Source organism: Saccharicrinis sp. GN24d3 (genome assembly GCF_052400645.1).
Classification (GTDB): Bacteria; Bacteroidota; Bacteroidia; order Bacteroidales; family Marinilabiliaceae; genus Saccharicrinis.
Genome location: NZ_JBQTGI010000031.1, coordinates 24,184 through 43,377 on the forward strand (window position 1 = coordinate 24,184; position 19,194 = coordinate 43,377).

The following is a 19,194-nucleotide window of genomic DNA, read 5'->3' on the forward strand; positions in this document are numbered from 1 at the left end:
CAATGTGTAATAGATTTTCTAATGCATATTGCGGGTTTAAGGTCGATTTATAATAAAATTAAGATGGAAGATAAAAAAAACAAGAATCAGCTTAATATTGAATTAAACGAAGAGGTGGGTCAAGGTATTTATTCAAACCTGGCAGTAATAACTCATTCACCTTCGGAATTTGTGATGGATTTTATTCGGGTTATGCCAGGTTTACCAAAGGCACAAGTGAAGTCGAGAGTAGTGGTAACACCGGAACACGCCAAAAGGTTAATGATGGCTTTGCAAGATAATATCAAACGGTATGAAGCCATGCACGGACCCATCAAGAATATTGACGAAGGGCATCCCGGTGGTAACATTCCAATGAACTTTGGCTCTACACCACAGGCGTAGTTTTGGTCCGCCGATTTAACAGGCTAACACAGATTTTTCGTAACGAATGACAAGACAAAAAATGTGTTAGCCCCATTCTTGGTTGTCAACAGACAAACCTTTGTTCCTGGGGATAATCGAAGGGCTGCGTTTGACTATCGACGAAAAGTAGGGATTGTGTCAAAAGTCAATATCGTTTTATACGGGTCAATTGTAAGTGCGCTGAAAATAGTTCTTCCCATTGGCCCTGTAGTTAAATGGAATACAGCGTCGGAGACGTGGGGGAGGGGGGTCTTTTAGCTTCCAATCGTTCACGCTTCATTCATCTAATTGTAATACCCATGTTTGCTATCCGAATTGTAATATATTTTTTGATTTTCTCCACTTGCTTTTCCTGTTCCTCACAAGGTTATAATTCCACGCAACGTGTAATAATTCCTGCTGCCAACTGTTTCGATGAATATCTCCCTTTGCTAATGGATAAAAAGGTAGGACTATTGGTAAACCATTCCTCTTTGGTGGAAGGAACGCATTTATTAGATACGCTGCTAAGCAAACGGATCAATGTGATTAAAATTTTTGCACCGGAACATGGTTTTAGAGGGAAGCACGATGCTGGCGAACGTGTAAAAAGCGATACCGATTCAAAAACGGGTCTTCCCATTGTTTCTTTGTACGGAAAAAATAAAAAACCTGGCAAGGAACACCTGGCGGATGTGGATATTATTGTTTTTGATATCCAGGATGTAGGTGTCAGATTTTATACCTATATCAGCTCCATGCATTATATGATGGAGGCATGTGCAGAAACAGCAACCAAAATACTGGTACTGGACCGGCCGAACCCAAATGGCGATTATTTTGATGGGCCTATTCTTAAACCGGATTATAAATCTTTTGTCGGAATGCATCCCTTACCTGTGGTTCATGGTTTAACAGTAGGAGAGTTGGCACAAATGATTAATGGAGAGGGCTGGTTAACGGAGGGTCTAAAGTGTGACTTACATGTTGTTAAAGTGAAAAACTGGAATCATTCTACTCCTTACGATTTACCCGTGAAGCCTTCACCTAACTTGCCCAATTACACATCAATTCGCTTATACCCTTCACTGTGTTTTTTTGAAGCCAGTAATGTCAGCGTAGGAAGAGGCACTTATTTCCCGTTTCAGGTGATCGGTTATCCGGATAGTACTGCAGGCGAATTCACTTTCACACCTAGAAGTATCGATGGTATGTCGAAACATCCCAAACAACAGGATAAAAAGTGTTATGGAATTGACCTTAGGCGGGAACCTCTAACACATCGCTTTACCTTGTCCTATTTTATCTCTTTCTACAAACAATTTGGGCAAGATGAGCGTTTTGGATTGAATAAGCGCTGGTTTAATTTATTGGCAGGAGATGATCAGTTAATCAAAGATATTCGGGCAGGTTTATCGGAGGAAGAGATTAAACGTAGTTGGAAACCGGACTTGGAAGAGTATTCTAAACTACGGGAGAAGTACCTGTTGTACGGGATAGAAAATAATTAGTTCAACGCGTTTAATTCGCGGTATACTTTTTACCCTAAATTCCCAAGAGTGTGATGCACATCCGGATTCTCCGATAGTGTATAAAATACTTGTTTCTCTGTAATATGGATATCAATAATATTCATACATAAGAGGCTCACCAATATTCTTTCAGCTTTAAACCTGGGTATATTGGCCAGTTTATAGAATCGGGTAAAGGTTATTGAATCGTGATTTGAAAGATATTCTAACAAGAATTTTTCGGGCTTATTGAATCGGAGCAATTGATTGCTGTTCTTTTGTTGCGCTTTCCAATATTCCAAAAGTATTTTATTGGCCAACAGATTTTGGTCATCAACCCTCACGTAAACCATGTATTTGCCTTCCTTGCTGGGTGCTTTGTGGGGTTTGTTGCCGCTTTTTGGAATCTTAATTTCCAGCACGGTTTTACCTTCACTTTTCCATTCTATGGTTTCGAAATCCACTGGTGGTTTGCAGTACATCTGAGCTGCGGCTTCAATCATATAAAACTCTTCTTCTGACGAAACACCAATTACCTTCCCGTTATCCTTAACGCCCAAAAGAAGACTTCCTCCATCGGTGTTGGCAAAGGCAGCTAAGGAACGTGCTATCTTTTTGGAATCGTTGATAGCATATTTAAAATCCTGTTGTTGGTGTTCCCCTTCAGCTATTTTCCGTTGAAGCTGCTTGTTCATCATGCCCTAGTTCTTTATCGCAAAAATAAGGCATTTAAACATTTACAACAAGCAAATTATAACAGATTGCCAATTTCATTTATTTAGATTAAATATGCATTGATAATCAGGCTTTAATGATGCTTGACAGGTGTAAAACATGATATATGTCAGTTAAAAGCATAGGTATTGTTAGTACCTTAATAAAGAAAAATTTCCCTAATGACTTTTTATAATACCCTTAAATAAACAGCTTATGACCGAAATGACAAATCTTGTGAAAAGTCTGGCTGACAAGTACGGCCGATATCACGAAAGTTTATTACCCATTCTGCAAGGAGTGGTCGAAAAGAAAAAATTCCTGTCGGAAGAGGCTATGGTAGAAGTGGCCAGGGAGTTGGACATATCCGCAGCGCGAGTGTTTGGAACCGCCTCGTTTTATTCTTTCCTGAACACGAAACCTATGGGGGAATATGTTATCCGCATCTGCAAAACTATTACTTGTATGATGCACGGAAAAAACCTCATAATACAAGAATTGGAGAAGCAACTAAAAATAAAGTTGGGAGAGACGACGCATGACGGTAAGTTTACGCTTTTAGAAACCAATTGTTTGGGGCAATGCCATAAGGGGCCGGCCATGCTTATTAACGATACGCCTTATACCGACCTCACACCCGATAAGGTAAGGGATATAATACTATCCTTAAAGCAGGATGATTTAATAGAGAGTTCTTCAATTCAGGTAAATTAACGAGCTATGGCAGAGAAAAATTTAAAAAGGTTGGACCTTATTTTTAAGGATGAACAAGACGGAGAGCAAATTCTTAAGAAAACATTGGCAAGACCAACACAAGACATAATAAACGATTTAATTATTTCCGGACTTAAAGGAAGAGGGGGAGCAGGATATCCTACAGGCTTAAAATGGAAGCTTGCTTCCGAAGCTAAAGGTGACATGAAATACGTAATTTGCAATGCGGACGAAGGAGAGCCCGGGACTTTCAAGGACAGAGAAATTTTGACGCAAGTACCCGACAAAGTATTGATTGGAATGGCGGTTTGTGCCAAAATTATTGGTGCACACCAAGGATTTATATACCTGCGGGGCGAGTATAAATTTTTAGTGGATTCGTTAAATGAAGTCATTGACGAATTTAATATGATGATGAATAAGGTTGGTTTTGATTTTAGAGTGAAAATATTTTTAGGCAGTGGAGCTTATATCTGTGGAGAAGAAAGCGCATTGTTTGAAAGCATGGAAGGATTTCGAGGTGAACCCAGAAATAAACCGCCTTATCCAACCAATTCGGGATATAGAGAATTGCCTACCGTTATCAACAATGTGGAAACCCTGGCGCATACCTATTCCATATTTAAATATGGATCCGAGAAGTTTAAGGATCTGGGAGTTCAGGATTCCAGGGGCTCTAAAGTGTTTTCCGTGTCTGGGGATACGCCAATCCCGGGGATTTATGAGCTCGAGTTTGGTATGTCCGTGCAAAAATTTGTGGAAGATTTCGGAGATGGAGATGCCAAAGCGGTTCAGGTGGGGGGAGCGTCCGGTTTTTGCGTGCCGCGAAAAAAATTCAATACCACCAAAATTGGCTACCAAGGTAAGCTTACCGGAGTATCGCTGCCCACCGGCGGTTCAATGATGATATTTAACTCATCGCGAAGCATGTACAACGTATTGCATAACTATCTCGATTTTTTTGTGGAAGAAAGTTGTGGGCAATGTACTCCTTGCAGAGTAGGAACACAACAACTTTTACTGGGAATAGAGGCGGTTAAAAAAGGAGAGCGATCTTCGGATTACCTGGAAAAATTATTGGTGTTGGCGGAAAATATGAGGGTTACCGCTAAGTGTGGATTAGGACAGTCCGTAGCTAACTCTTTCGCTTCTATCGTGGAGAATTTTAAAGAAGAAATGATTTACTAAGCATTAAAAATATTAAAGAATGAGCAAAGTTAATCTTACAATAGATCATATCGAGGTAAGCGTGAATTCAGGTACTACCTTGCTTGAGGCCGCCAAGGAGTTAAAGATTAAAATACCTACGCTTTGTTATCATGAAGACTTGTGCGTGGCTGGTAATTGCAGAGTATGTGTAGTGGAACAAGTAGGGGCCGACAGGTTGTTGCCATCATGTGCAACGCCCGTATCGGAAGGGATGGAAATTCTGACTAATAGTCTGAAAGTACGAAATGCCAGAAAGAATGTCATTGACTTATTAGTTTCGGAACATAGAGCAGAATGCACTCGATGTTATAAAAACGGCGTATGTGAACTACAACATTTATCGTCAGAATATCTTATCGGAGAAGATCGTTTAATCGATTTAGTTCCATTAAAGGAACATACCATTGACTATTTTTCTCCTTCCATTACAAAAGATGACTCTAAATGTATTCGTTGCCAACGATGTATCAGAACCTGCGACCAATTGCAAGATATTGGTGCACTTACGGTTGCCTATAAAGGTGAGCATATGAAAGTTTCTTCCTTTTTTGAAAGGCCCATGTACGAGGTGGTTTGTACCAACTGTGGTCAATGTGTAAACCGTTGTCCGACAGGAGCATTGATTGAGCGCAGTTATATTGATGAAGTGTGGACAGCCATCAATAATCCTAAAAAGCATTTGGTGGTTCAAACTGCTCCTGCTGTGCGAGTTGCTTTGGGCGAAGCCTTAGGTATGGAACCGGGTAACATAGTTACCGGTAAGATGGTTGCCGCACTGCGCCGTTTAGGTTTCGATTCAGTTCTGGATACCGATTTCTCCGCCGACCTGACCATTATTGAGGAAGGTAATGAGTTGTTGCAACGCTTAAAAGGTGCGCTGGTGGATAAAAATCCGAATGTACATTTGCCTATGACGACTTCCTGCTCGCCCGGATGGATAAAATACATCGAGCATATGTATCCGGATATGTTGCCTAACGTGTCAACAGCCAAATCACCACAACAAATGTTTGGTGCATTGGCGAAGACCTACTATGCACAAAAAATGAATATTGAACCCGAAGATATGGTTTCTGTTTCGGTGATGCCATGTACGGCGAAAAAATATGAAGCCAACCGCCCTGAAATGCATTCGAGCGGTTATAAAGATGTCGATTTGGTACTTACGACCCGCGAGTTGGCCAAGATGATTCAACAGGCAGGGATAGATTTTGAAGCCCTTGAAAATGAAGAGTATGATTCGTTTATGGGTGCTTCTTCGGGAGCAGCTGTCATTTTTGGCGCTTCTGGAGGAGTGATGGAAGCCGCATTGCGAACTGCTTATGAGGTGGTTACTGGTAGAGAAGTGCCATTTGATGGATTAAATATTACACCAGTCAGGGGAATGGAAGAAGTGAAAGAAGCTACAATTAAAATCGAAGATACATTGCCCAAGTGGAAATTCCTGGAAGGTGCAGAATTGAAAACCTGTGTGGCGCATGGATTGGCCAATGCTAAAAAAGTAATGGATAAAGTAGTGAAAGGCGAAGCAGATTATCATTTTATTGAGGTAATGGCCTGTCCTGGAGGCTGCCTGGGAGGTGGAGGGCAGCCAATACCTACCAATTTGAAAATCCGTCAGAAAAGGAGTGAAGCCATTTACAGAGAGGATGCCGGTAAGCCTATTCGTAAATCCCATGAGAATCCAGAAGTGCTCAAGTTGTATGATGAATTCCTGAAAGAACCTTTGGGACATAAATCGCATGAGTTGTTACACACGAGCTACACGCAACGAAACAGATATTAGTATTTATCACATTTATAATCAACTAAATCATATACCCCGGGGATTCGTTCTTGGGGTATGTTGTAAAAAGTAGCAGTATTCACAAAATAAATTTCGATATTTAAAGTCGGAGTTTAAAAATCCTTGATATATGCAAAACGAACATTCAATTACAATATGCCTGGGGAGCTCATGCTTTGCAAGGGGAAATAAGGATATACTAGCCATAGTTAAGAAGTTTTTGGCGGAACATAAACTCGAAGAGTCTGTGTTTTTTAGGGGAGAGCTGTGTACGGGGAACTGTGAAAAAGGGCCTATTTTAAAAATTGATGACGAGTTGTATGGTAACATGGATCCAGATAAAGTGTACAATATATTGGGGAAGTATTTTAATATTTAAAAGAGTACGGAGATGTCGCAATTAATCGAAGTAGATAAGGAAAAATGTAACTTGAGTTTTACATGTATCAGGGCGTGCCCGGCCAAGGCGATTAAAATAGCCGATAATTCTGCCAATATTATAGTCAACAAATGTATTGGTTGTGGTAATTGTGTGACAGTATGTGCGCAAAATGCCATTAGTTTTCGCAATGAGATAGATAAAGTAAACCACCTTTTTAACAATGGAGCTAAGGTGGCAGCTATTTGCGATCCGGCCATATCGGGCGAGTTTAATGATATTTCCGACTACAGGAAATTTGTGGGCATGATCCGGGAATTGGGATTTCAATTGGTTGGTGAAGTGGCTTTCGGTGTCGACCTGGTGGCACAGCAGTACAAGAAATTGCTCCAGGATTTTCACGGTAAATACTATTTGACAACCCATTGCCCTCCGGTTAGATCGTTTGTGGAAAAATATCGCCCCAACCTGGTAGAGAACCTGGCACCTGTTGTGCCTCCTTTTATTGCCATGTCCAAGGTAATGCGGAAAAGGTATGGTCATGATATTCATGTAGTGTACGTCACAGCCTGCGTTTCGGCCAAGGACGATGCTAAGGCATTTGCAAAAACAGACGGAAAGCTGGATGCGGTGATCACCTTCCAGGAGCTGAGGGCCATGTTTAAGAGTTCAGGTATAAGTGAGGCTTCGGTCGAATTCAGTGACTTTGACCCTCCCGTAGGTAGAAAAGGCGGACTGTATCCAATAAATCATGGTCTTTGGCAAGCGGTTGATATGCAGCAAGATTTGCTCAATAGCAGTTTGATATCGGCAGATGGCAGAAACAATTTTCTGCAGTCGTTAAGAGAGTTTTCTGAAGATAACAGTTTAAATCAAAACCTTGACTTATACTATTGTGAGGGCTGTTCTATGGGACCCGGGATGTCACCTGTCGGGAAAAAGTTTATGCGCCAGGCCAACATCATTGGCTATGTCGAAAAACGCTTGAAAGTGATTGACTGCGATCAGTGGGAAAAAGATATAGCCGAGTTTAAGGATGTGGATCTCAGCAGAAATTTTAAAGTTACGGATAGAAGGCTGCCCCAACCATCAGAAAATGAAATCCAACGGGTTTTGCACGATATGGGCAAAAGCAATATCGAGGAACAGTTGAATTGTGGCGCATGTGGTTATCCCAGTTGTAAAGAGTTTGCAGTGGCGTATTGCCAGGGACTTACCAATTTTGAGATGTGCTACTCTTATTCAATTAAAACGTTACATACCTATATTAACAAGGTTCATGCTGCCAACGAAAACCTGAAGAATACCAAGGAAGCTTTAAAAGAAAGTGAAGAAAAGGCACGCAAAGAAGAGGTGGCAGCGCGTCAGGCTGCAGACACGATAACCGCCATGCTTAATAAAATTAGAGCGGGAATTGTGATGGTGGATACGAACCTAAATATCATCGAGGCTAATTCAAGTTTTGTAAACATGATGGGCGAGGATGCAAGGCAACTGAACGAAGTTATTCCGGGGTTAAGGGGAGCCGATATAAATACCTTATTGCCTTTCGGGAAACTTTTTAATACGGTTCTGCAAACCGGACAGGAGATCATTAACAGGGATACTACTGTTGAAGAGGCCATCTTGAACGTTTCAGTTTTTACCATCAAGAAGCACCAAATTGTTGGGGGTATTATTCGCGACCTGACAGCACCGGAGGTTCGCAGAGAAGAAATCATCAATCGTGCACGTTCCGTCATTCGTGATAACCTGCAAACCGTGCAGCAGATCGCATTTTTGCTGGGCGAGAGTGCATCAAAAACTGAAAAGGTGTTAAATTCAATTATCGAAGCACAAAAAGTAGGTGAGAGCAATGAAAGTTAATGAACCAGATTTTTTTTTAGATATAGATTGTAAGCAAAACAACCATCATGGAGAGTTTATCTGTGGCGATGTGTTTATCTCACGCAGAATCAAGGAGGATGGCAGAACTATTGTAGTATTGTCTGATGGTATGGGAAGTGGTGTCAAAGCTAATGTCTTGGCAACCTTGACGGCATCCATGGCGGTAAACTTTACCGTTGAGCACAAGGAGGTTCAAAAAACTGCAGAAATTATTATGAATACACTCCCCGTGTGTAGTGTTCGAAAAGTGAGCTACTCTACCTTTACTATTATCGATATTGATGATGAAGGTAGCACTACCATTGTGGATTATGATAACCCTCGTTGCTTGATCATGCGCACACACCGCCCTTTTGATCCAGGTTGGAGTGAAATAACCTTAGAAAGTAAGCAACACAAAGGAAAAATACTGTATACCTGCCATTTTAGAGCACGTAAGGAAGATCGAATCTTCTTTTGGTCGGATGGAATAGTGCAATCCGGCATGGGAACCAAAACTTTGCCCTTTGGTTGGGGAAGGGAAGAAGCCGAAAAATATGTGGTGAAGAGTGTGAAAAACACACCTTACATTTCTTCGGCCAAGCTATCGCGGAAAATAGTTAACATGGCCTCCCTGAATGACGGGGGCAGCCCGTTGGATGATACTTCCTGCGGAATTATTTACCTGCGGGAGCCTAGGAAACTATTGTTTGTTACCGGACCTCCATTCGAAGAAAAGAAGGATGTGGATTTTGCATTGATGGTGCAGAAGTTTGGTGGTAAAAAAATAGTAAGTGGCGGAACTACAGCAGAAATCATAGCGCGAGAATTAGGCCTCAAATTTTCTGCCAGCCTCGAAATGTCTGACCCTGATCTTCCCCCGGCGGCCCAAATGGAAGGGATTGATTTGGTGACCGAAGGTATCCTGACCTTGGGAAAAGTAGCGAGGATTTTAAAAGATTCCGAAAAGAAAGATGATGCAACGGGTAAGGGCCCGGCCCACCAAATCGTCAAGTTGTTTTTAGAAAGTGATAAGATCCATATTATCAACGGTACACGAATCAATGTTGCTCATCAGGATCCTAATTTACCAGTTGAGCTGGAAATAAGACGTACTGTTGTCAAGCAAATAGCATCACTGTTGGAGGAGAAGTTTCTTAAGGAAGTTTCGGTGGAGTATATTTAACCTGGTTATTGTGAATATTACCCCAGATACGCCTGAAGAACCCGCACAGCCATAAAAGATGTAACCAGTAAAAGGTTCGGGTTTCAACTCCGAAGGGCTGAATAATAGGACTGAGAACGGTAGGGTCCTTCCGGGAAAAAGCATGCTCAAAAATAACATGCACATACAACAACTTGGCGGGTGTAGAAAACGAAGGGATAACCTAGCCGCAAACCCTTTTAATTTAAGCCATTAGGTCTAAAATTATGAATAACGATATTAATCAAGTTAATGGCTTGTGCCAAAATGGTAAAAAAAACCATTTTGTTAGCATGCATTTAGTTGGGTTTAAATGTTGATTTAATGACTTTGTCCGGATTACATAAAGGTGTATCTCCCTGTCTGCAGCTTATTTAGACTTATTATGTATTGCTGTTTTGGTGATCAACTACTTTTTTTTTTTAGTGGATACATCGTATTTTGCAGTGAATTCTAGAAATATTTCTTTAATTAAAATAATTAAAGAAATTTCCGGTGTTACTTAAGTTTCTTCTGAATGAAAATAAAAGAAATTGTTGATATTCTGGACGCGAAGGTAGTATGTGGAGATTGCTACATAGATACCGAAATAAATTACGGTTTTGCCAGCGACCTAATGAGCGATGTACTTACTTTAGATACCGATAAAATGGTATTGATTACGGGCTTGGCCAACATGCAAACCATCCGAACCGTTGAAATGGCTGATGTAAATTGTATTGTGTTTGTTCGTAACAAGCAGGTGTCGCCCGAGATGTTGGCGCTGGCTCAAGAGGAGGACTTAGTTTTATTGCAATGTAAGTATTCCATGTATAACGCGGTGGGTAAGCTATTTACTGCCGGACTGTCACCTGTTTATTAAAAAGCCATGGAATTTATTTATGAAGTAGAAGGAGGTAATTTTACCAAGGCTGGCAATGCTTCCAGTGCGGTTAAAAAAACGCTGAAGCAGTTAAATGTCAATCCAAAAGTGGTTAAACGTACAGTGGTTGCTTTATACGAGGCAGAAGTGAATATTGTAGCCCATGCCTATAAAGGCGTGATAAAGGTAAATATAACTTCGGAACATATAAGTATTGTGCTTGACGACAATGGGCCCGGAATTCCGGACATTGAGTTGGCGATGCAGGAAGGCTATTCCACAGCGTCATCAAAAGTAAGAGAGATGGGATTCGGAGCCGGGATGGGATTGCCAAATATAAAGAAAAACGTAGACGAGTTAAATGTAACTAGTGAAGTTGAAAAAGGAACTAAAGTGGAAATAAAAACCTATTTGTAGAAACGTTTATAAGCGGAATGAAAAAGCTGCAAATATATCACGCCTTAAAGGTTGACAAAGATATTTGTTATGGTTGCACACATTGCATGAACGTGTGTCCGACCGACGCTATTCGAATAAACGACGGAAAAGCTTTAATCCTTAAAAAACGTTGCGTCGACTGTGGCGAGTGCTTAAGAGCTTGCCCCGTGGATGCCATATATGTGGAACAAGATGATTTAGATAATATCTTCGACTATGAATGTCGTGTAGCTTTGGTTCCTGCAGTTTTTACAGGTCAGTTTCCTACCTCGATTTCCGAAGAAGAAATTTTTAGTGTGATGAAAGAACTTGGTTTTACCCATGTCTTTCAGGCTGAATTTATGGTAGATGTCCTCAACGAACTGATGGACGACCAAATGAAGGTAAATGATGAGAAGCCTTTAATATCAACTTTTTGCCCTTCAGTGGTTCGTTTAATTCAAGTGAAATTTCCTTCTCTTATTGATAATATTGCCTCGGTAAAACCGCCGGTAGATGCTTCAGCCTCCTTTTACCGGAAAATGTTACAAAACGAAGGCATCCCGGATAAGCAGATTGGTATTTTTTATGTCACCCCGTGTGCAGCCAAGATTGCCGCTATAAAAGGGTTTGGGGACGATCAGGGAGCTATGATCAACGGCGTGATTAACATGCGATATCTTTACAATAAACTTTACGCAAAAATAAAAAACAACAAGGCTACAGAGCCCGAATTACCGGTGCTTCCGCATTTGTCGAGCAAGGCCATACAGTGGAGTTTGACCCGGGGTGAGGCTGATAATATGAAGGGTAGGTGTTTGGCAGTGGATGAAATTCATAATGTAATAGAGTTTTTAGAGCGGTTGGAGAACGATGAAATTCCTACGGTTGATTACCTGGAACTAAGGGCTTGTGACCAGGGCTGTGCAGGGGGGGTGTTGCTGCATGGAAACCGGTTTATGACGGTTGATAGAATGAAACGAAGGGCCAAACAACTGGAGAGTGATTCGGGTGACGTAGATTGGAAAGAACATAAAGAAATTATTCAGGACAAGGATTTATTTATAAGTAAAATAGACCCACTTCCTGCCATGTCGTTAGATCAGGATTTTCAGGAAGCATTGAAGAAGATGGAACGTATCCGAAACTTAATGTGCTATCTGCCCGGAATCGATTGTGGAGCTTGTGGTTCACCCAGCTGTCAGGCATTGGCCGAAGATATTGTACAAAAAAAAGCCAACCTCTCCAATTGTGTATTCCTGCAGAGAATGATGGAGAAAAGCAAAAAATTAAGTAGCGAACATGCTATCCGGATCATCGAAAGAACATGGGGAAAGGACAGATTAGATAAGGACTGTAAAAAAATAGGAGCAAAAAATGAAGGTATGTGATTTGGTTGAGAAACTCAACTTAAAAGTTTTTTGTGGAGAACAAGGAATCAACAACGAAGTAGTTGGAGGTTATACTTCCGATTTGTTGAGTGACGTAATGGGAAATGTAGATGAAAAACAGGTGTGGATAACCTTGCAAACCCATAAAAATATCATGGCCATCGCTTCTTTAAAAGAAGTGGCAGCTGTAATTTTAGTAAAGGGATGTAAGCCGGAGAAGGCCGCTATTGATCAAAGCAACGCAGAAGGGATCCCAATTTTGGGAACAGACCTGGAAACCTTTGAAATGTCGGGCGAACTTTATCAGCTGTTGAAGAAATAGAGTATAGATTAAAGGTAATTGACAAGTTACATCGTGTCTCTTATCTCAAAATCTCTTATCTCAAAATCAATACAATGAATCGCTATCGGGTAGATTTACATATTCATACTGTGCTTTCGCCATGTGCGGAACTGGAGATGAGTCCCAATGCCATCATAAAAAGAGCGAAAGAGGAGAAGATGGATGTCATAGGCATTGCCGATCATAACAGTACCCGACAAAGCGAGGTGGTCAAACAGCTAGGAGGCGAATTCGGGATTACGGTTTTGTGCGGTGCCGAAATAAATACAAAAGAAGAAGTGCATTGCCTTGTGTTCTTTGAAAATAATGAAAAGCTAAACGAGTTTCAGGTATATCTGGACGAACATTTACCCAGGGTAAAAAATAAACCGGAATTATTCGGGGATCAGGTTTGGGTAGACCGTGACAATAATATTCTCGGAGTGGAAGAAAAATTGCTGATAGTCGCTTTGGATGTTTCCATGGATGAAGTGGCAGCCAAGGTAAACGAGATGGAAGGTTTGTTTATTCCGGCGCATGCGGATAAAACCCGGTTTAGCGTGACCAGTCAGTTGGGGTTTTTATTGCCTGATATCCCTGTCTCGGGAATTGAGGTAAGCGCCAACGTGAAGATGAAGGAATTTGAACTAAAGCATCCCTGGGTTAAGAATTATTCTGTTATTGGTAGTTCCGATGCCCATATGCTAAATCAGATAGGAAGTAGTTATACTAGCATGTTGTTGGAAAAACCATCGTTTAGCGAAATTAAAATGGCTTTAAAAGGTGAAGCCGGCAGAAAAGTAGTTGGAATTATTAAAAACGATAGGTTGTCCACAGATTAAACGAATTAACGCAGATTGGTTTTCTCTGGAAATTTAGAACAGCAAAGCTGTTCTAAATACCTCTGGTTAGCGTAATTCTTGGATGAAGTAAAAAGTGGAATTGCATGGTAAATTCCAATAATTATAGTTTATCAGTGCTTAAATATTGAAAAAATATGCGAGACATATCTATGCACATACTCGATATTATCGGAAACTCGGTACGAGCCGGCGCTTCTTTGGTGGAGTTAACTATTCTGGAGGATTCAGCCGAAGACCTGCTGATATTGAAGATCAAGGACGATGGGTGCGGTATGGATGATAAAACAATCAAAAAGGCCTTAGATCCTTTTTTTACATCGCGCAAAACCCGGAAAGTCGGTTTGGGAATACCGTTGTTACAGCAAAATGCCCAACTGTCGGAGGGTGATTTAACTATTGAATCGGAGCTTGATAAAGGAACACAGATTATGGCATCCTTTGTTCATTCCCATATTGATAGACCACCATTGGGCGATTTGGCAGGAACAATAAGTCTGATAGTTTCCGGAAATCCAAACGTGGATTTTCTTTATTTTCATCAACGCGATGATGAAGACTTTATTTTTGATAGTAGAGAAGTGAAAAAAGTACTGGAAGGAGTTCCCGTTACCGACCCGGATGTGGTGAAATTTATGAGAGAAATGATTAAAGAAAACCTTACCGAAATAGGGGTTGAGTTTTAAACAGTTAATAGTCCGTGGTCAATAGTCATTGGGTGTTGAATGGGAAGATTGAAGAAGGGAGACCGGAAAAATACAACCAGACTGGAAGCTTGAACTATTATAACTTAGGTAACGATATGGGATATCATGTACGTAGGAAACCCAGGTGGAATGCCTGAAATATTTTAGTTAGAATTGAGTCTATAATCTAAGGAGTGAAATTCGCGTAATTCGCGGACAAGAAAAAACAATATACAAACTATAATAAAGAGAAAAATGGCAAAAGTAAAAACCTTAGACGATCTTAAAAAGATGCGGGAAAATCTTCAGGAGAAGATTACTTTGCGCGAAAAAAGCGATCGTCCCGAAAAAATGGTTCAAATCAAGGTTTCCATGGCAACCTGTGGTATCGCTTCAGGAGCCAAAGAAACCATGAATTGTCTGATCGAAGAGTTGGATAACCGTGCTATTGATGCAGTAGTAACTCAAACCGGTTGCATGGGATATTGTCATTCCGAGCCTACCATCGAAGTGCATGTGCCAGGTACCCAACCAGTGGTGTACGGAAATGTAGATGAAAAAAAAGCAAAAGAAATTATCACCAAGCATATCATTGGTGGAGAGTTGGTGGATGGCATTATTCCTGCTGCTTATACCACTCCGAACGAAGAAGATAACGTAAAGTAAATTTGAGCTATGGCCAAGTATAAAAATCACATTTTAGTTTGCGGAGGTACGGGGTGTCGTGCTTCGCAAGGTGAAGAGATTGTAGAAAATCTTAAGCAAGCTGTTGCCGATAACAGCATGGAAAACGAAATTCAGGTGGTACGTACAGGTTGCTTCGGCTTTTGCGAAAAAGGACCTATCGTTAAAATGATTCCCGATAACACTTTTTATGTTCAAGTTAAACCAGAGGATGCAGGCGAAATAATTTCAGAGCATTTGGTGAAAGGTCGTAAGGTCGAACGGTTGTTGTTCACAGACCCGGAAACGAAAACGCATGTTTCCGATGCCAAGCATATGGATTTCTATAAAAAGCAAATCCGTATAGCCCTGCGCAACTGTGGTTTTATCAACCCGGAAAACATTGATGAGTATGTTGCTCGTGAGGGGTATGGGGCACTGGGTAAGGTGTTAACAGAAATGACGCCACAGGAAGCCATCCAAATAATTAAAGACGCTGGATTAAGAGGTCGCGGTGGCGGCGGTTTCCCAACCGGATTAAAGTGGGAAATTACTCACAATGTCGAAGGGGACGAGAAATACGTGGTTTGTAATGCCGATGAGGGTGACCCTGGTGCGTTTATGGATCGTTCAATTTTGGAGGGAGACCCTCACTCGGTATTGGAGGCAATGGCCATTTGCGGATACTGTATCGGTGGAAGCAACGGTTTAATATATATTCGTGCCGAGTATCCGTTGGCTATTGAGCGTTTAAAAATTGCCATTGAGCAGGCTCGTAACCTGGGTGTTTTAGGTAAAGATATCTTTGGGACAGGGTTCGATTTTGATGTTGAGCTTCGTTATGGTGCAGGTGCATTCGTTTGTGGAGAAGAAACCTCATTGATTCATTCCATGGAAGGTTTACGAGGTGAACCGACGGTAAAACCACCATTCCCATCCGTTAGTGGTTATAAGGGAAAACCAACTAATGTGAATAATGTAGAAACCTTTGCCAATATCCCTGTAATCATCAATAACGGCGCGGAGTGGTTTTCATCCATCGGAACCGAAAAGAGTAAAGGAACCAAAGTATTTGCCCTGGCAGGAAAAATCAACAATGTTGGTTTGATTGAGGTGCCGATGGGCATTACCTTACGCGAGGTTATTTTTGATATCGGCGGAGGTATCAAGGATGGTAAGAAATTTAAATCGGTACAAACAGGAGGACCTTCCGGAGGATGTTTAACAGAGAAACACCTGGATATTCCTATTGATTACGATAATTTGCTGGCTTCGGGTTCTATGATGGGTTCTGGGGGTATGATTGTGATGGACGAGGACGATTGTATGGTTTCTGTGGCTAAGTTCTATCTTGATTTTACTGTTGAGGAATCGTGTGGTAAATGTGCCCCGTGCAGAATCGGTAACAAGCGATTGTACGAAATGCTGGATAAAATTACCAAAGGGAATGCAACAGAAGAAGATCTGGCAACGCTGCGAAACTTAGGTAATGTCATCAAGGATACTTCGCTTTGTGGATTGGGACAGACTTCACCAAACCCGGTGCTTTCGACCATGGATAATTTTGGCCATGAGTATTTGGCCCATGTTAAAGATGGAAAATGCCCTGCCGGTCAGTGTAAAGACTTAATGGAGTATGTGATTAGTGCCGACGCTTGCGTGGGATGCACCTTGTGTTCCCGTGTATGTCCGGTGGACGCAATTACGGGAGATAAAAAACAGCCACACGTTATCGATGTGACAGTTTGTATCAAGTGTGGTGCCTGTATGGAGAAATGTAAGTTTAATGCGATCAGCATCCAGTAACGCTAAAAGATGATAAAACAATGGATATTGTAAAATTAAATATAGATAACAAACCTGTAGTAGTAGAAAAGGGTACAACTTTGTTGGAGGCGGCAAAATCGGTAGGGGTAGATGTTCCTACTTTATGCCACATGAAACTCCACGATTTAAATGTTGAGAACAACCCCGGAGGGTGTCGCATTTGTGTGGTCGAGGTTGAAGGAAGAAGAAACCTGGCGCCAGCTTGTAAAACGGAATGTGCCGAAGGCATGAAAATCAATACGCACTCGTTAAGAGTGGTAAATGCCCGCCGAACCGTCATGGAGCTGATCCTGTCCGATCACCCTGCAGAGTGTTTGACCTGTGTTAAAAATGGTAAGTGTGATTTGCAAACCATGGCCCAGGATTTGGGTATTCGTGAAATTCCTTTTGAAGGAGAGCAATCACATTACAAGGAAGACAAATCACCCGCCATTATTCGCGACGTGGACAAATGTATAATGTGCCGCAGATGCGAAATGATGTGTAATGAGGTACAAACCGTGGGTTGCCTTTCGGCTATTAACCGCGGGTTTGAGTCGGTTGTGGCACCTGCCTTTGAAATGGATCTGGAGAAATCGACCTGCACGTACTGTGGACAGTGTGTTGCTGTGTGTCCTACCGGGGCGCTTTCCGAGGTGGATAACACACGCAAGGTGATTGCTGCGTTGGTGAACCCGGCAAAAACAGTGGTGGTTCAAACTGCACCTGCTGTTCGGGCTGCGTTGGGCGAAGAATTTGGCATGGAGCCGGGTTCTTTGGTGACCGGGAAAATGACCTCTGCCCTAAAAAAATTAGGTTTTGATAAAGTATTTGATACCGACTTTGCCGCCGATCTTACCATTATGGAAGAAGGTACAGAGTTGCTTGATCGTTTGCAAAAGCATTTAGCGGGAGACAAGGATGTAAAACTTCCTATCCTGACTTCATGTTGTCCGGGTTGGGTTAATTTCTTCGAAAGTAATTTCCCCGATATGCTGGATGTGCCTTCAACAGCTAAATCGCCTCAGCAGATGTTCGGTGCCATTGCCAAAAGTTATTTGGCAGAGCAGATGGGCATCAAACGCGAAGATATGGTCGTGGTTTCCGTAATGCCTTGTTTGGCCAAGAAATATGAGTCGGGCCGTCCTGAATTTGCCGTTGATGGAAATCCTGATGTTGACCTGTCTATCTCAACACGTGAGTTGGCGATGATGATAAAAGGAGCGAACCTTAATTTCGGTGATCTGAGCGATGAAGAGTTTGATAATCCAATGGGTGAGTCAACAGGAGCGGGGGTGATATTTGCCAACACAGGTGGCGTAATCGAAGCTGCTGTTCGCACAGCTTACGAGGTTCATACCGAAAAGAAACTGGAGAAAGTAGAGTTTGATGCCCTGCGTGGTTTCGATGGTATCCGTTCCGCTGAGGTGGACTTCGACGGACTAACTATTAAAATTGGAATCGCCCATGGACTCGGGAATGCTCGTAAGTTATTGGAAGATGTTCAGGCTGGCAAATCAGAATTCCATGCCATTGAAATTATGGCATGTCCTGGCGGATGTATCGGTGGCGGAGGCCAGCCTTATCACCACGGTGATACCAGCATCTTAAAGAAAAGAGCTGCTGCTATTTATCGCGAAGATGAAGGTAAGGCCATCCGTAAATCACACGAGAATCCGTTTATCGTTAAGCTTTACGATGAATATTTAGGCAAGCCTTGTGGCGAATTGTCGCATAAGTTACTGCATACGCACTATTTTGATAAGAAAAAGAAAGTTGAAATTAATAACGATTAACGTTAGGGATTATGGCAGAAATAAAATTAGCTGATAGCAAAGTTCAGGAATTAAAGGACGTTTGCAAAAAGTTTGAATACGATAAAGGCGAATTGATTAATGTGCTGCACGCTGCCCAGGAGATATTTGGGTATTTACCTGCCGAAGTGCAGGAGATTGTTGCCGATGAACTGAAAGTGAATATCGCGCATGTGTATGGGGTGGTTACTTTTTACTCTTTCTTTACCATGATACCTATGGGAGAGCATCCTATTTCTATATGTATGGGAACGGCTTGTTATGTTCGTGGTGCCGAAAAAGTACTGGACGAATTTAAGCGCCTGTTGGATGTGAAAGTGGGAGAAACCACACCCGACGGCAAATTCTCTGTAAGCAGCTTACGTTGTGTTGGCGCCTGTGGTTTGGCTCCGGTAGTTACCGTGGGTGAAAAGGTGTTCGGACGCGTTGCTCCCGAGGATGTAAAAGATATTCTGGCTGAGTATAAGTAAATAGTTTAGAGTACTACTTAAAAGTTAATAAAGTGAAACCCGTTCTGCAAAAGTGGAGCGGGTTTAAGCGCATAATGAATATATTTTCCAGGATAGGAATGTTCATGCGGGTTGCCCCTTCAGTCACCATAGTCCT

The 19,194-nt window shown here is 41.7% G+C and carries 19 protein-coding genes; 18 read left to right on the plus strand and 1 reads right to left on the minus strand.

The genetic code is table 11. From position 1 onward, the window contains the following. Positions 1-63: 63 nt before the first annotated feature. Complete coding sequence (locus tag ACT29I_RS22970; protein ID WP_430934516.1) at positions 64-384, plus strand: DUF3467 domain-containing protein; 321 nt, start codon at positions 64-66, stop codon at positions 382-384. A 455-nt stretch (positions 385-839) separates the two neighbouring features. Beyond that, the gene (locus tag ACT29I_RS22975; protein ID WP_444794522.1) at positions 840-1,895 is read left to right on the plus strand and encodes an exo-beta-N-acetylmuramidase NamZ family protein; all 1,056 of its coding nucleotides are present in this window, start codon (positions 840-842) and stop codon (positions 1,893-1,895) included. A 29-nt stretch (positions 1,896-1,924) separates the two neighbouring features. Here the strand turns inward: ACT29I_RS22975 and ACT29I_RS22980 are convergent, their stop codons facing one another. Then, positions 1,925-2,593: an AlbA family DNA-binding domain-containing protein gene (locus tag ACT29I_RS22980; protein ID WP_430934514.1), complete on the minus strand. Its 669-nt coding sequence runs from the start codon at positions 2,591-2,593 to the stop codon at positions 1,925-1,927. Between the two features lie 232 nt (positions 2,594-2,825). Here ACT29I_RS22980 and nuoE point away from each other — a divergent pair, with 232 nt between their 5' ends. The 16 genes from nuoE to ACT29I_RS23060 all read left to right on the plus strand — a co-directional run bounded on the left by nuoE (position 2,826) and on the right by ACT29I_RS23060 (position 19,058). Further along, complete coding sequence (gene nuoE, locus ACT29I_RS22985) at positions 2,826-3,323, plus strand: NADH-quinone oxidoreductase subunit NuoE (RefSeq protein ID WP_430934513.1); 498 nt, start codon at positions 2,826-2,828, stop codon at positions 3,321-3,323. Positions 3,324-3,329: 6 nt separating this feature from the next. After that, positions 3,330-4,511, plus strand: coding sequence for an NADH-ubiquinone oxidoreductase-F iron-sulfur binding region domain-containing protein (locus tag ACT29I_RS22990; RefSeq protein WP_430934512.1), 1,182 nt, complete (start codon positions 3,330-3,332; stop codon positions 4,509-4,511). A gap of 19 nt (positions 4,512-4,530) precedes the next feature. Then, entirely contained in the window at positions 4,531-6,318 is a 1,788-nt protein-coding gene (locus tag ACT29I_RS22995) for an NADH-dependent [FeFe] hydrogenase, group A6 (RefSeq protein ID WP_444794523.1), read from the plus strand. Positions 6,319-6,448: 130 nt separating this feature from the next. After that, positions 6,449-6,697, plus strand: coding sequence for an NAD(P)H-dependent oxidoreductase subunit E (locus tag ACT29I_RS23000; protein ID WP_430934510.1), 249 nt, complete (start codon positions 6,449-6,451; stop codon positions 6,695-6,697). 12 nt (positions 6,698-6,709) lie between these two features. After that, positions 6,710-8,563 (plus strand): [Fe-Fe] hydrogenase large subunit C-terminal domain-containing protein, encoded by a 1,854-nt coding sequence (locus ACT29I_RS23005; protein ID WP_430934509.1) that lies wholly within the window; start codon positions 6,710-6,712, stop codon positions 8,561-8,563. Continuing rightward, entirely contained in the window at positions 8,553-9,749 is a 1,197-nt protein-coding gene (locus tag ACT29I_RS23010; RefSeq protein WP_430934508.1) for a SpoIIE family protein phosphatase, read from the plus strand. The genes ACT29I_RS23005 and ACT29I_RS23010 overlap by 11 nt, the downstream gene beginning before the upstream one ends. 535 nt (positions 9,750-10,284) lie before the next feature. Next, positions 10,285-10,629: a DRTGG domain-containing protein gene (locus ACT29I_RS23015; RefSeq protein WP_430934507.1), complete on the plus strand. Its 345-nt coding sequence runs from the start codon at positions 10,285-10,287 to the stop codon at positions 10,627-10,629. 6 nt (positions 10,630-10,635) lie between these two features. Further along, positions 10,636-11,046, plus strand: a complete 411-nt coding sequence (locus tag ACT29I_RS23020) for an ATP-binding protein (protein WP_430934506.1) — start codon at positions 10,636-10,638, stop codon at positions 11,044-11,046. 17 nt (positions 11,047-11,063) lie between these two features. Further along, positions 11,064-12,437 (plus strand): [Fe-Fe] hydrogenase large subunit C-terminal domain-containing protein, encoded by a 1,374-nt coding sequence (locus tag ACT29I_RS23025; RefSeq protein ID WP_430934505.1) that lies wholly within the window; start codon positions 11,064-11,066, stop codon positions 12,435-12,437. Beyond that, entirely contained in the window at positions 12,424-12,759 is a 336-nt protein-coding gene (locus tag ACT29I_RS23030) for a DRTGG domain-containing protein (protein WP_430934504.1), read from the plus strand. The genes ACT29I_RS23025 and ACT29I_RS23030 overlap by 14 nt, the downstream gene beginning before the upstream one ends. 74 nt (positions 12,760-12,833) lie before the next feature. Beyond that, positions 12,834-13,601, plus strand: a complete 768-nt coding sequence (locus tag ACT29I_RS23035) for a PHP domain-containing protein (RefSeq protein ID WP_444794524.1) — start codon at positions 12,834-12,836, stop codon at positions 13,599-13,601. A 155-nt stretch (positions 13,602-13,756) separates the two neighbouring features. Beyond that, entirely contained in the window at positions 13,757-14,305 is a 549-nt protein-coding gene (locus ACT29I_RS23040; RefSeq protein WP_430934502.1) for an ATP-binding protein, read from the plus strand. A gap of 255 nt (positions 14,306-14,560) precedes the next feature. Further along, entirely contained in the window at positions 14,561-14,971 is a 411-nt protein-coding gene (locus ACT29I_RS23045) for a (2Fe-2S) ferredoxin domain-containing protein (RefSeq protein ID WP_430934501.1), read from the plus strand. A gap of 9 nt (positions 14,972-14,980) precedes the next feature. Then, positions 14,981-16,774, plus strand: coding sequence for an NADH-ubiquinone oxidoreductase-F iron-sulfur binding region domain-containing protein (locus ACT29I_RS23050; RefSeq protein ID WP_430934500.1), 1,794 nt, complete (start codon positions 14,981-14,983; stop codon positions 16,772-16,774). A 20-nt stretch (positions 16,775-16,794) separates the two neighbouring features. Continuing rightward, complete coding sequence (locus ACT29I_RS23055) at positions 16,795-18,570, plus strand: NADH-dependent [FeFe] hydrogenase, group A6 (RefSeq protein WP_430934499.1); 1,776 nt, start codon at positions 16,795-16,797, stop codon at positions 18,568-18,570. 11 nt (positions 18,571-18,581) lie between these two features. Continuing rightward, positions 18,582-19,058: an NADH-quinone oxidoreductase subunit NuoE family protein gene (locus tag ACT29I_RS23060; RefSeq protein WP_430934498.1), complete on the plus strand. Its 477-nt coding sequence runs from the start codon at positions 18,582-18,584 to the stop codon at positions 19,056-19,058. Positions 19,059-19,194 lie beyond the last annotated feature (136 nt).